This is a genomic window from Glaciimonas immobilis, assembly GCF_011947285.1.
GTDB classification, from domain to species: domain Bacteria; phylum Pseudomonadota; class Gammaproteobacteria; order Burkholderiales; family Burkholderiaceae_D; genus Glaciimonas; species Glaciimonas immobilis.
Window position 1 is genome coordinate 14567 of the sequence record NZ_JAAOZT010000006.1, and the last position, 13736, is coordinate 28302.

General features: G+C 51.5%; 13 protein-coding genes. 6 read left to right on the top strand and 7 right to left on the bottom strand.

Features of this window, described 5'->3' with window-relative positions:
* Positions 1–27 precede the first annotated feature (27 nt).
* The 6 genes from HAV38_RS09375 to HAV38_RS09400 form a co-directional block, all read right to left on the bottom strand.
* Complete coding sequence (locus HAV38_RS09375) at positions 28–3138, bottom strand: pilus assembly protein (RefSeq protein ID WP_168054762.1); 3111 nt, start codon at positions 3136–3138, stop codon at positions 28–30.
* Positions 3139–3260: 122 nt separating this feature from the next.
* Complete coding sequence (locus tag HAV38_RS09380) at positions 3261–3731, bottom strand: PilX N-terminal domain-containing pilus assembly protein (protein ID WP_168054764.1); 471 nt, start codon at positions 3729–3731, stop codon at positions 3261–3263.
* A gap of 2 nt (positions 3732–3733) precedes the next feature.
* Entirely contained in the window at positions 3734–4714 is a 981-nt protein-coding gene (locus HAV38_RS09385) for a PilW family protein (protein ID WP_245182292.1), read from the bottom strand.
* An 80-nt stretch (positions 4715–4794) separates the two neighbouring features.
* Positions 4795–5385, bottom strand: a complete 591-nt coding sequence (gene pilV / locus HAV38_RS09390; protein WP_168054768.1) for a type IV pilus modification protein PilV — start codon at positions 5383–5385, stop codon at positions 4795–4797.
* A complete protein-coding gene (locus tag HAV38_RS09395) occupies positions 5385–5867 on the bottom strand; it encodes a GspH/FimT family pseudopilin (RefSeq protein WP_168054770.1) in 483 nt (160 codons plus the stop codon). Before HAV38_RS09395 ends, pilV begins: the two co-directional genes overlap by 1 nt.
* Positions 5868–5889: 22 nt before the next feature.
* Positions 5890–6339, bottom strand: coding sequence for a type IV pilin protein (locus tag HAV38_RS09400; protein ID WP_168055521.1), 450 nt, complete (start codon positions 6337–6339; stop codon positions 5890–5892).
* Between the two features lie 130 nt (positions 6340–6469).
* Between HAV38_RS09400 and HAV38_RS09405 the strand changes: the two genes are divergently transcribed.
* The 5 genes from HAV38_RS09405 to HAV38_RS09425 all read left to right on the top strand — a co-directional run bounded on the left by HAV38_RS09405 (position 6470) and on the right by HAV38_RS09425 (position 10949).
* Complete coding sequence (locus HAV38_RS09405) at positions 6470–6631, top strand: hypothetical protein (RefSeq protein ID WP_168054772.1); 162 nt, start codon at positions 6470–6472, stop codon at positions 6629–6631.
* Between the two features lie 277 nt (positions 6632–6908).
* Positions 6909–8015 (top strand): branched-chain amino acid ABC transporter substrate-binding protein, encoded by a 1107-nt coding sequence (locus tag HAV38_RS09410; protein WP_425338688.1) that lies wholly within the window; start codon positions 6909–6911, stop codon positions 8013–8015.
* Between the two features lie 274 nt (positions 8016–8289).
* Positions 8290–9300, top strand: a complete 1011-nt coding sequence (gene lhpH, locus HAV38_RS09415) for a trans-3-hydroxy-L-proline dehydratase (protein WP_168054776.1) — start codon at positions 8290–8292, stop codon at positions 9298–9300.
* A 27-nt stretch (positions 9301–9327) separates the two neighbouring features.
* Positions 9328–10263, top strand: coding sequence for a delta(1)-pyrroline-2-carboxylate reductase family protein (locus tag HAV38_RS09420; RefSeq protein ID WP_168054778.1), 936 nt, complete (start codon positions 9328–9330; stop codon positions 10261–10263).
* 341 nt (positions 10264–10604) lie between these two features.
* Positions 10605–10949 (top strand): hypothetical protein, encoded by a 345-nt coding sequence (locus tag HAV38_RS09425; RefSeq protein WP_168054780.1) that lies wholly within the window; start codon positions 10605–10607, stop codon positions 10947–10949.
* A 176-nt stretch (positions 10950–11125) separates the two neighbouring features.
* On the opposite strand, the gene HAV38_RS09430 is transcribed toward HAV38_RS09425, so the two are convergent.
* A complete protein-coding gene (locus HAV38_RS09430) occupies positions 11126–11590 on the bottom strand; it encodes a rhodanese-like domain-containing protein (protein WP_168054782.1) in 465 nt (154 codons plus the stop codon).
* A 513-nt stretch (positions 11591–12103) separates the two neighbouring features.
* On the opposite strand from HAV38_RS09430, the gene glnA reads away from it, so the two are divergent.
* The gene (gene glnA / locus HAV38_RS09435) at positions 12104–13519 is read left to right on the top strand and encodes a type I glutamate--ammonia ligase (protein ID WP_168054784.1); all 1416 of its coding nucleotides are present in this window, start codon (positions 12104–12106) and stop codon (positions 13517–13519) included.
* Positions 13520–13736 lie beyond the last annotated feature (217 nt).

Consider the following 13736-nt stretch of genomic DNA (forward strand, 5'->3'; position numbering starts at 1 on the left):
CGCGATTTTTAAAGCGGGTAGCCGCGCTTAATCTATGAGTCTTTGCCAATAAGTTCGATATCGACGGCCTATAACAAGGCTAGGTGGTGAAATTACTTTAGTACCGGTAATGGCGGACTGATAGGTTTTGCCGCCTATCGTGACCGAAATCGGGACCGGCGTCGGCGGGTAGCCTCCGCCAGCGCGCACCTCGTAGCGATCGCTGGTCGTCAGAGTGCCGCTTTGGTTGACGTCAAAGGTTGCTGCACCATTAAGATAATTCAGCAAATAGATGCGCGCCTCACCCAAGTTTCCGGTGCATATGTTGGTGGCGGCTGTAGCGGGCGTGTTGGTGGCAAAGATGACAGTTCCGGCCAATGTGGTCGAGCCGCTCACAACTTTCTCGCCCGATCCCAGCGTGACATACCACCCACTCGCCGTGGATAAAGCTGTCTTCGCAGCGGCTATCTGGGTGGAGGTGCCGACCTGTACCAGATTGGCTGTAGTGTCATATAGCTGACCTGAGACACCGGTAGTTGCGCCAGCCACGCCTTCAATAATCGGGACTGTTTGCACCGCATTGAGGCTGTGATTATCCTGAATCATGTAATAGCGGTTCTGGATCGCGGTGTCGAACGGATGCTCGCGATCGCCGGATCCAATCAATAGTGAGTCGGAGCTATTGGTGGCAGTCGCGGCAACGATATCCGGTGCATAGAGAAACTTACGCGCATTCGCGCCGATGCCGCCCAGCGTAGCCAGCTTAGTAACGGTCCAGTTGGATGGCGTAGCATCGTTGACATTAATACGCCAGATGTTGGCACCGGTGTCAGCCGCATAAATACGGTCAATTTTGCCGTCGCCATTAGAGTCGTATAACGCGACGTTGGCGGAGATGGCATAAATCATGCCGCCGACCGTCTGGTTGAATGTCGCACCTGATGCCGAAGGACCTGCTTGCCAAATCGGAGAGCCCGTTGTCGCATCAAGTACCATGACGCCGCGGCCCATGGTCGCGGTGCCTTGAACCGTTGGGTTATTCGCTGCAGGGTCGTTACCCATACCAAAAATCAGGACCGGATTGGTTTGATAGCGCAGCTTGGCTACCCTCATATCCGACCAGGACTCGCCCAGTTCACTGAAACCAGCGTCGCTGCTACTATGCTTCCACAAGAATTTTGGCGCCACCGGGTTACTGACGTCGAGCGCATAAATGAAGCGACCACCGCGTCGCATCGTAATAAACAAGTACGCCTTGTCGCCCCGGGTATAGTCAATCTTGCCATCGTTGGCAGATGAATAAGTGTAAACAGTCGCTGAACCGTCCATGAAATAGGGCTTGGTGTTGGTCGTCGAAATCACCGGAGAATGATCGCGCATCCGCTTAAACTGCGGAAAATGTTCGGAAGCGATGAAGCCCCACTGCTCGTTGCCGTCGTTGTTGGTGGTGTCCTGACCGCCCTTGACCGCATGCAGGATACCGTCGTTAGAACCATAAAAAAGCATGATATCGTCGGCGGTACGGTTGTAGTTCACCACTGCCGGACGGGAGTGCAGCACGTCGCCATGGGCGAAACCGCGAATGTATGCGGTGGTGGCAGCAGCATCCGGGTTGTCGTCCAGTTGGGTGTTTCCCCCGCGCACCCAGTTGATGATGGCATCATGATCAGCCGTACTCGATGCACCGAGTACGGCGTTTGTAATTGATAGATTGCTGGTACTAAAAGGCGTGGAGGATAACGATGATCCGCTCGTGCATGTGCCAGTGCAAGTGTAGATGTTGCGTGTAGCCTGGCTGGTCGGGTAGGTGGTGCGTAAAGATTGCGCTGTACCGCCTTTTTCCACCAGGTCGCCATCCGGCGAGTCCGAATTGCCACCGACACCTTGCGAGTTTACATAGTACGAAGAATTCCAGAATGTTGAAGCCTTTGTCCAAAAGCCGACCGCACTGGGATTGATGAATCCGGTGCTCATGTTTTCCGATGCCGCGCCGACACTATCTGTAAGGTACAAAGAGGGAGGGGTGGTCGCGGTATCGACGCCAAGTTGGTACTGTTTTAGATTGCCAACCCAGTTCGGGGCAGCCAGCGCGTCGGGGCGGAACATGCCAAGATAAACCTGGTTCAGATAGGTGCCGCGTACGCTTGCCGACACCGGCAGCGAGGCTGACGCAAATACCGAGTTCACCGCCTGAATCTGGGCCCCGATATTTTGCAAAGCGATGGCAAGAGCGGTATCGCTGCCCGCCTGATAATACTGCCCGCCGCCGTTCTTAGCCATGTTTTTCATCATCGCCGTGAATGCGGTGTTCTGTTGGGCGTTGTACGCGTCAATGGTGAAGGTGGTCACCGATCCATTCGCGGCGGCAGCACTGCCAGCAGTTAAATCCGGTCGCAAATGGAGGAACCGCGCCCAGGCAGATTGCACATCGGGGGTGGATGTGTAGTGATAGGTTGTCAGGGTCGTTGCTGCCGGGTCACTGGCGCCTGGCGTCGGAGGCAATTGGCCCTGGCGGTTATTGCCGATAAAAATGATGTAGGTTTTCGCGCACCCGGCAGCGGCGATCGGACTGTTATAAGTAGAACCGTTGGCAGAGCCTTGATAAGCAAATCCACTCGTTAACAATTTTCCTGCAGGCGTCAGGCCAGTGTTGCCCGAATAATCGGCGTTGCCCGCCATCCCGGCCCAGCTTGCCGAACCTTTGAGGTATAGCCAGGCCTCATACAATGTGTTGGCGTAATCGCCGGATGCCTGGTTAACCTTTTCGCTGGATGAGTTGACGCTTATATTGGAAACGATGCTCTGTAACGCCAAATTGTTGGCTGACACGCTCATGTTGCGCACCCCGTACCGCACGTAACCGCCATCTTTCGTGCTGGCGTCAAACATCATCAGGCCCACATTGGCTGGCTGGCTAAGGCCTGCGACAAAGTTCTTGATGGCAAGAAGTTCAGCGTCTCCCTGGGTTGATGAGCCCACCCACTTTTGCGAGGCTTTCGACCAGTTGGCCGTATTATCCAAAATGAAAATGATGTTCGGCGCTGGCGGCGTTACCCCTGGCGGCTGATTGAAAATATCGGTGTCGTCGGCACGGGTGCCGAACGGAGCGACTGCCAGCGCAGTAACCAATACAAGGTACAACAGTTTTGAAAATTTCATCTCAACTCCGGATGATGGATTTTTACAGAAGGCTGATAAACCTGCTGCCTCTCAGACTTCATAAAGATTGACATGCGGTGTAACCCCGCTGCCGCGGTGACATCAATAATCTAATGCCATTTTTAGGTGCAGGTCGCTGTTGCGCTCAGCCGCACCCTTGCCCCCTGATGCACGGTGACATTAGCCCCGGTCCGGTTGTCGGTCGCAACCGCCTTGATGTCCCAATAGGAATCTTGCGGCACGGATTCGGCGAAGTCGACGCTATACCCGCCGACGGGAACCATTTTGAGGCACACCGGTGCGGAAGTATTGACCGTAAAATCGGCGACGCCATCGTTGTCGATGTCAACGCCGATCGTTTGCGCCGTCGGAGCGTAAAAATTGTTGAGGTTGCTCATGATTTGTTCGATCGCCTGCTGCGCCGCTGCCGTTGCTTCATTCTTGGCTTGCATGTTGCCGACCGTCTTCAGGTTCGCGTTACCCATCCGGATGGCGGAGACGACCAGCAAAGTCAGCACGAGCAGCATCACCAGCCCCACCACCAGGGTGGCACCACGTTGTTTTTTATCGCAATTGATTGGTGGACGCATCATCTTCACTCTCTCCGACCGCTAGGATTAACAGCACGTACGGCAGCGGTATAAGCATGACGCTTGTAGGCGTCGGAGAATGGGCCGACCGTACCGGCAACTCCCAGGTTGTACGTCTTGGTGTCGATGTAGCCAACGGACGGATCCACGTTGCGCGCGAGCAGGTTGACCTGCACCGCCATGACGTTTGGCCAGTCGGTTATGCCGGGTGCGGTGACAAACGGAAAGTTAGGCGTGCCAGTGTCGGTAGGACCAAGGAGTGCAGAATCAATACCATAGTCGAACTGCATGTTTTGAATACCATCCACCAGCGGAGTAGTCGTGAAAGCGGTAGTCCCAGCCGTAGAAGTTATCTCCAGGCGCTTAAGCGTTGGGACCGGGCTACCGCCATCTGCTGCACTCGTACAGGAAGTGGCACCGGTCGCATAGACATTGCAAGGACTGAGAAAGTAGATGTGTTCAACATATTTGCGCAGTTCGGCCGCAGTCGTTGCGTCTTTTTGCGTCAAGGTAAAGACGGTGGTGTCGGAACCGGATCCCGTTACCTTCCCGTCTGGCGTCGTCTGCACATACACCTGTCCAGCCACAGCGCCGGCAATGGTGGTAAGCGTGTCAGTGGCCTCAAGGCGGCGCACCACTAAGATATCGGTACCAGCGATGTGATTTGCATCCAACAAGCAAGCCGACAGCGGTGCTGGCACGGTGGTGGGCGCATCGTAACCTTGCAGCGGCATCGCCAATGACGCATCGATGGTAGCCAAGTCTGTTGCGCATGGGTCCGGCAGTGCGGCTAATGTCGTAATCGCACCCGAATACTGGCCATAAAACCCGGCATGCTGGATGTCATCCTGCAGAAGTGTCAACGCATAGCGTCCATTTTCGATCTGCCTGCCTGATTTATCAATCTCTGCACGGGCGCTACTTTGCTGCGCGATGAGCGTTGTAATACCTGCCAAAAGAAGAAGGCCAATGGTGATCGAGATCATTAGCTCCACTAGTGACAGGCCCGCTGAGTGTCCACTGAAAAAAGGCGAGGGAAGGATTGGAGCGGGTTTTTTCATAGCGATCAATTGAGGTTGGCAATTTGTACGGGTGCACTGACGACGCGTCGCTGGGACTCTTGCCCATATAACCCTTTGCCGCAGCCTAGACCGGAGCGAGGTGCGGCTGTCGCCCCCTTGCCCTGCCAGGCCACGCTCACCACGAGATATTGACCGGTGGCTGTGTCCAGACTAACGCAGCCGCGCGCTCCGACCATGGCGCCCAGACTGGTGACACCAATTTTTTCCGAGGTTCCGATGAGCAAATTACTCCAGGCGGACAGGTCGTTATTGGCGAGGGTGTAGGCCTGGACGGTACCCAAAGAACATGCTGGCGCGACATTCGAGCCAACCCCAAGGTACGGGGCGCCGTTAACGGTGTCGGTGGTAATTGCGTAGCATAGCGCGGCCGTGCGGTTGGTATTAATGCGCCCTACCATGTCCTGAAGCAGGATTAACGCCTGAGCACGCTGGTAGGATTCCATTTCAGTGCGTTGACTTGCTAGCATCATGCCGACCAGGCCCAGAAGACCTAACATTAGAATGACAAGGGTTACCAGGACTTCGATCATGCTGAAGCCGGGTTGTTTGCCGAAAATTTTCCCAGGAGCTTTCATTAGCAACTCCCTGTTTTGCTATTAGGTAGCCCGCTCAGATTAATGCTGACGCAGCGCGGTGCCAGGCTGGTGCTTGCGCTGCTGCTAATCCCGAATGGATTTACCGCTGTTTTGAGATGGCCGTTACCGCTATAAATGAGGTTGTTGGCTGGGCCAGTAATGGTCAGGCCCGGGAATGCTTCATGTTGACTCAGGGTGGTAGTCCCGACTGTTACTGTCCAACCGTTTTGCCAACCACCTGTCGCCGGGGTAAGGGTTACATCATTATTGCGTTTGATCGCCTCGCTACGCATATAAGTTAGCGTGTAAAAAATATCGTACGAGGCTGTTTTGATGCGTTGACCTGATACGAACTCCCGGAAAGAAGGCACGGCAATGGCCAACAGAGTGGCGACTATCGAGATCGTGACCAATAATTCGATCAACGTGAAGGCACGCGCATGGATATTTTGGATTTGTTTGAAATTTGCTGGATTGCACATGTTGGGGTTTTTCCGATTCCGCTTACCAGCAACTCGCTAGCGTGGCTGTACCGCTTATTGCCTTTGTTCCTATTTGATTGATAGTCAAATTCGCACAAGGGGTATCTTGAATCAATTGACTGCCGGTTGGTGTGGCAGTAATGGCGTAAGTAGGAGGAGCAACGGTGTTGTCGGCGGCAATTGTAATCACATAATTGCTGGAAACTTTAGTTGGGATAGTTGCGTAGCCCAGCAGGGCCAGCGTGGTAGCGTATTGGCGAGCATCGAGGTTGTATTGTTCTTGCGTTGTAGCTACGCTCAAAATAAAACTTTCGGCTGCCGAACGATTCGCTCTGACGATATATTGCGTATAGGAAGGATAGGCGAGGGCAGCGAGTATGGCGACGATGGCAACCGTAACCATCAGCTCAACCAGGGTAAAGCCTTGTTGTATCCAACCTTCCGTTACATCCTGAGACGCGTCTCTGATCATAATGATGACATTCACTTTTTCGAGGTGGCGCCATAGTACCTGCTAGATAGCAATGTTGCACTTAGTTACAGGAGGGCTGGGCGTTTTTTTAGCCTTACCACGACGGGCGGTCATTTTCACGAGATGAGTGGTGTTGCCGAGCGGAAAGTTGCTGCTCGGCCCGGTGTTTGCGCTGAAGTTTTATCGCGAAAACGGCTCTGATCCCATGATCGCGCTAGCGATAAAAATTGCGATTGGTCGCGATCCAGATATTGAAGCGACCCATGAAGTTGCACCCATATTTCCCTTTTAAAAATCTTGCCGACCATAAATATATGGCATTAGTCGCCCAGGCAGCGGACCGGAAGATTTCCAGTTATCGGCTAGCAATTCGCCAATCAACCGGCGTCACCATTTAATCTATGGAAAAGTTATCTTACAAAAAAATTAAATGTGGCGCGTACCCTGCTAGCATTGCCAACGGTAATAGGGCTTAAGGAAGTGCAAACGCCCGTTGCAAAACCACACTATAAAAATTAACATTTTAAAGACAGACGAGAGGATTTGCCATGTACGCACGGACCAAACTTATGATGGTGATATTGGCAGCGCTTCCCGCGCTTGCTATTGCGCAGGAGACACAGGTAGTACAGATCGGTTTCAGCGGCCCGTTGACAGGTGCGCAAGCATCGGCGGGTAAAGACAACCAAGGCGGATTGTCGATGGCAATCGATAAATTAAACGCCCAGGGATTGGTCATTGGTGGAAAAAAGATCAAATTTGAAGCAGTGATGGAAGATGATCAGGCGGATCCACGCTCCGGCGTCGGTGTCGCGCAAAAACTCAGCGACATGCACGTCAAAGCCATCATCGGACCTTATAACTCAGGGGTTACGATCCCAGCATCCCGCGTCTACAACGACAGCGGTATTGTGATGGCAACGGTAGCATCGAATCCAAAGATTACCCAGCAAGGTTTTACCAATGTATTTCGCGTCGCTGCCAGCGATAGTCAGCTTGGCGGAAAAATGGCTCTATATGCCGCCAAAGAACTGAAAGTCAAACAAGTGTCGATCATTGACGATCGCACCGCTTACGGCCAGGGACTGGCAGAAGAGTTTGCCAAGGTTGCCAAGGCTAACGGTATTAAGGTAATCAGCACCGACTTCACCAACGATAAAGCGACTGATTTCACCGCTATCCTGACCTCCATAAAGGGCAAAAAGCCAGACGCGATTTTTTACGGTGGTTACTCGCCACAAGGCGGTCCGATGGTGCGCCAGATGAAACAGTTGGGTCTGAACACCCTCATGTTGGGCGGTGATGGGATTTGCGCACCAGAAATGGGACGTCTTGGCGGTGATGCAATTACTGATCAGGTATATTGCACCCAAGGCGGCGCGATGCTCGATAAACTGGCAAGCGGTAAGACGTTTGCAGCGGAATACCAGAAACGCTTTGGTCGTCCGGCAGAAACCTATGCTGCATCGTTTTATGATGGCATGATGGTGGTGGCGGCGGCTATGAAAGCAGCCAATTCAGTCGAACCTAAGCAATATGTGACAGCGCTGGCCAAGATTAAATACAAAGGCGTCGCCGGTGAATATGAGTTCGACGCAAATCGTGATTTGAAGCAATCGCCCGTGACGGTATTCCGCTTCAAGGATGGTTTGCCGGTGGCTTTGACTAGCTATTAATCAGTTATTAATTGGTGAGTCGGCGTAACTGGCGCCACGGAAATCAGTGTCGTGCCAGTGCCTCAAAATGTCGTCGCCGTTATTTCGGAGACGACATTTTTTTGACCTTTTGATTACAGAGTTTTGCGGAAAAACCCATGCGATCAAAGTTATGCTTGTCCGGTTATGCTCGTGCGATTAGTGACGAAAGTTTCCGGTGAGTACTTACTGCCGGTCAGTATTTACGAAGAGCAGGTAAGCCACGCATTCAAACGATTTTTTAAGAGAGCAGGCTATGTTAAGTTATTTACGGACCATTCATACCGTTGACGCGCACACCGGCGGCGAGCCATTGCGTATCGTTATTTCCGGGTTGCCGCCGGTTCCAGGAGAAACCATACTTGCGCGTCGCAGCTGGCTACAAGCAAATCGCGATGATCTGCGCTTGTTCCTGATGAATGAGCCGCGCGGTCATGCTGATATGTATGGCGCATATCTATTGCCTGCCGTTACGCCGCAGGCCGACTTCGGCGTGATCTTTATTCACAATGAAGGCTACAGCGATATGTGCGGCCATGGCATCATTGCCTTAGGGAAAGTACTGGTTGAACTCAATCATGTGGAGCGAATGATTCCTCTGACTCGGATTGGATTTGATACCCCTGCGGGCTTTATTGAGGCGCAGGTGGAGTGGGACGGCACGCGGGTGGGCAATGTTACCTTTCGCAATGTCCCAGCCTTCATTTATCAACGCGACGTTGAGGTTGACACCCCGAGCTTTGGAAAAATTATCGGTGATATCGTGTTCGGTGGCGCTTTCTACTTTTACATTAATGCGGACCAGGCCAATGTCCAGATCAAGCCAGAACAAGTCCGCACGTTGATTCAGCTCGGTGCAGAAACCAAGGCTGCCGTAAAGGCCGTGATCAATATTCAGCATCCAATCGATGTCGGGCTAAATACTTTGTACGGCACCATCGTGGACGGTGCGCCCAATGACCCGCGCGCTGATCAGGCAAACGTATGTATTTTTGCTGATCGTGAAGTAGACCGCTCGCCAACCGGCACAGGTACATCCGGTCGCGCGGCGCAATTATTCTTGAGAGGAAAACTGGCACTGAATCAACCGCTAATCAATGAAAGTATCGTCGGTAGCTGCTTTAGCGTGCGCGTCACTGGCACTACCAAAGTTGGTGAATTCGATGCAGCGATGACCGAAGTGACCGGAAATGCGCACATCATGAGTTTTAACCAATGGGTATTAGAAGAGACTGATCCGTTCCCGCAGGGTTTCTTTTTACGTTGAGTCGGACTTAAAAAAGGTTAAAGGACTATGCAAATTTTAAATCCTCAGCAAACCGCCGCCGCATTGCCCTATGCCGCGCTGGTGCCAGCCATTGCACTAGTGGCGACGCAACTTCGTCGGGGCCAGATCAATGCCCCGGAACGGATGGTGGTCGAGATTGATCCGGCCAGTGTCTTGTTGTGCATGCCAGCGATTGGCGCTGATGTGGGCGTGACTAAATTAATTACGGTGCATGCCGACAATGCGCACCACAAACTGCCTGCAATACAGGGCGAAGTGGTGGTTTTTGACACGGCCACCGGTCGTCGGCTGGCGTTGCTGGACGGACCAGTTGTATCCGCGCGGCGCACGGCAGCGGTAACGCTACTGGGTATACAACGGTTGCTGCCGCGCAAGCCTTTGTCAGCGCTGTTGATTGGCACTGGCGTGCAAGCGGCGGCTCATGCTGACGCTTTGGTTGACTATTTTGGCTTGGATACGTTTTTGATTGCATCGCGGACTATGCCTAAATCGCTCGCCAAAGCTGAGGTGTTTTGTGCGGCGCTACGCCGTCGTTATCCGCATGTTTCAGCGCAGGCAATAATCGTAGACTCGTTAGCAAACACCGTACCGTTTACCGATGTAGTGATCGCGTTGACCACATCGCGTTCAGCGGTCATCCCCGCCCAAATTTCTTCCGATACCCTGGCGATCGGCGTGGGGGCCTTCAAGCCCGATATGGCGGAGTTTCCAGCCGAGTTATTGCACGCGCGCGCAATCGTGGTGGATCATTTGGCCGGTGCCAAACATGAAGCGGGCGATTTGCTGCAAGCAAATATCGATTGGTCTACGGTGCATGAACTTAGCGGCATATTAGAACATCCATGGCTGCCATCGGCCCAGTTGCCGGTTTATAAAACGGTAGGTCACGCTGCCTGGGATCTTGCCGCGGCCCGGGTAGCGATTGCTTCGTTAGCGAAATAGCCTGCGTCAAGGCATAAAATATTGCCTCGTAAGGCCCCTTAATTGAGTAGGTTTTGGCGAAAACAGCGTGTTTTGCAGGTAATTTGTGAAAGTGTTTAGCAGCAGTTTCCAAATGAGCATTGAACTATTTTTTTAAATACGGGGTCTATTAAATGCTTGTTTGCATTTATGCAAAAGAACTATGCCGGGGCGCTTAGGTGAATTATTGGCAGCCTCGGTTGTAGTTGCCGGAAGGCGAAACCGACTTTTCACATATTGAGCTGGTAGCTCGAGTAGGGTTTTGCTCTGTATTACCGGCTATTTGATGCCAGACTTTGATACTTTACTTTTTAGGAGTTTTTATGCCCACGAATATGCCAAGGAATATGTCAGCGAATGTGCCAGCGATAATGCCCACCTTACGTAAATTTTTAATGGTTTCAGCCGTTTGTGGTGCCTTCGCCACTGCTGCGCTTGCGCAAACCCCTACACCCGCTGCGCCTCCAATGGACGCTCCAGGTCAAGCTGCCGCCCCCGCGCAAGCGCCCATGATGATTCCTATTCCCGGTACTGATAACTCGATGTTGAATCGCTTTAATGATCCATACGTGCAAGCACGCGTGGCAAGAACCGGCGGCGACAAATCCGGCGTGAACCAAAAAATGGATCCCAAGCAAACTGTGGACGAGAAAGACAAGGGTAAATAACTAATCAAATGAGTGCTTAGCTCAGTTGTCCCTAGTCGTCTGCGCGTTATGATCTATGGTCCGGTAGTCAAGCGGACATTGACTTGCAGACGATTTTTATTTTTTTCATCTAAAGCCGAGATGAAAGTACTCGTTTAATTTTGCCGGCGGCCTGGCTTAACGATCTAAAGCTAAGGTTAGGCACCAATCCAAGGCAAATCGGCTTTACACCAGCCACTGACAGACTTACGATGTCCTGCGGCATCTTTGTCGCCTTCAAAGCCCTCCAAAATATCAAAACTATTACTATAACCATGCTCCGTCGCAAAGGTCGCAGCATGCCGTGAGCGCACACCTGAACGACATAAAAAGACTAGCGTTGTCCCTTTTTCTGCAACTCGTGCCAACTGACTTAAAAAATCAGGATTAGGCGCGCCGCCCGGGTATTGGGTCCATTGCACCGCAACGTGTTGACTTTCATTGATCGAGACGCGGCCCACCCAATCGCGTTCTGCATTGGTTCTTACGTCGACTAGTAAGGTCAATGGATCGGCCGTCAGCAACGCAAAGGTTTCTGTGGGGGTAAGAGCCCCGGCGTAGGGCATTTTGGCCGACTGACCGCGGGTTCGGCCTATTTCTAATAGAGTAAGTGCATTTTGCATTTCATGTCTCCCCATTAAACAATCTGAACATCGTATTGTATTACGTCAAGAATAGTCGATTCTTAAAAGTGGAGTGTTATCACTTGTATCTATTATAGTAGCGAAAAATTGGGAAATAAAAGAGCACCATCGTTACTGCACTAAATTAGTGCATAAAACTGTTCAAATCGTAATTTGTCACTGTATTGGTGCGTTAATTTTATTTTGCCCTTCAATGGGGCGCATCTGTCTTTCAACTGGCCGGGGTTTCCCGTTCGGGTTTGTCGTTTCCCCTACAAATTAACAAATAACCTTAGCGAATATCAATTCGCGGTAGCCTCGCCGGTGGCATGGATTCTGCTATCATTGCCCGTTGAATTCAGGTGCATCGTTTTCTTGTTGTATGGGTGTCCGCTATATCACCATGGGTTTTTCAGTTTGGTGAATTTCGGCTGTTCACGCATGCACGGTTTCAATACTACATTGCAGTCTCACTTACAAATTTCGCATTTTTTCTGATATTAGGAGTTCCATATGGCAATGACGGCCGCAGAAGTCTTGAAGATGGTGAAAGACAACGAAGTAAAATTCGTTGATTTTCGCTTTGCTGACACCAAAGGCAAGGAGCAGCACGTAACTGTCCCTGTTTCTCATTTTGATATGGATAAGTTTGAGTCCGGTCATGCTTTTGATGGTTCTTCAATTGCAGGCTGGAAGGGTATCGAAGCATCAGACATGATTCTGATTCCCGATCCAAATACAGCAAACATTGATCCATTCATGGAAGAAACCACATTGTTCATGCAATGTGACGTAATCGAGCCAGCCGATGGCAAAGGTTATGATCGCGACCCACGTTCGATTGCCAAGCGCGCTGAAGCGTACCTGAAATCGTCCGGCATGGGCGACACCGCTTATTTCGGTCCAGAACCAGAATTCTTCATCTTTGACGATGTACGTTGGGGCGCCGACATGTCGGGTTCTTTCGTTAAAATCGGTTCCGAAGAAGCGTCTTGGAGTACGGGTGCCAAGCTGCCAAATGGCAACACAGGTCACCGTCCTACAGTTAAAGGTGGTTATTTCCCAGTCCCGCCAGTCGATAGTTTCCAGGACATGCGTTCGGAAATGTGTCTGATTCTGGAATCTCTGGGTATCCCGGTTGAAGTGCATCACCACGAAGTCGCAGGCGCTGGTCAGAACGAAATCGGTACCCGTTTCTCGACGCTGGTAGAGCGCGCTGACTGGACCCAGAATCTGAAATATGTGGTCTGGAACGTTGCTCACACCTACGGTAAAACGGCGACTTTTATGCCTAAGCCTATCGTTGGCGATAACGGCTCCGGCATGCACGTTCATCAATCCGTATGGAAAGATGGCGTCAATCTGTTCGCCGGTGACGGCTATGCTGGCTTGTCTGAGTTCGCCCTGTATTACATCGGCGGTATCATCAAGCATGCAAAGGCGTTGAACGCGATCACTAACCCTGGTACTAACTCTTACAAGCGTCTGGTTCCAGGTTACGAAGCGCCGGTAAAACTGGCTTACTCGGCTAAAAACCGTTCTGCTTCTATCCGTATTCCACACGTGTCAAATCCAAAAGGACGTCGGATTGAAACACGTTTTCCAGATCCACTAGCTAACCCATACCTGTGCTTTGCAGCGTTGCTGATGGCTGGTCTGGATGGCGTTCAAAACAAGATCCATCCGGGCGAAGCAGCATCTAAAGATCTTTACCATTTGCCGCCAGAAGAAGACAAGTTGATCCCAACTGTCTGCGCGTCGTTGGAAGAAGCTCTCGATGCCCTGGACAAGGATCGTGAATTCCTGACCCGCGGTGGTGTTTTCAGCGACAGCATGATCGATGCTTATCTGGACCTGAAGATGCAAGAAGTACAGCGTTTCCGTATGGCCACGCATCCGATTGAGTTTGATATGTATTACTCGGTGTAATAGAATCGATAAAAATTTACGGTGCTGCTTGCGTAGTTGTTAAGCGCTTTGTTAGTGCTTAGTAAGGAACAATGCCGTAATGACTTAAAGAATCAATAAAAAAAATCGTCACCGACTTTTATGGTCAGGATGAAAAAAGGACAGAAAAGGTAACTTTTCTGTCCTTTTGTTTTTTGCAGAGTATTAATCCACGCATTTCGGCAGATAGAATATTCCT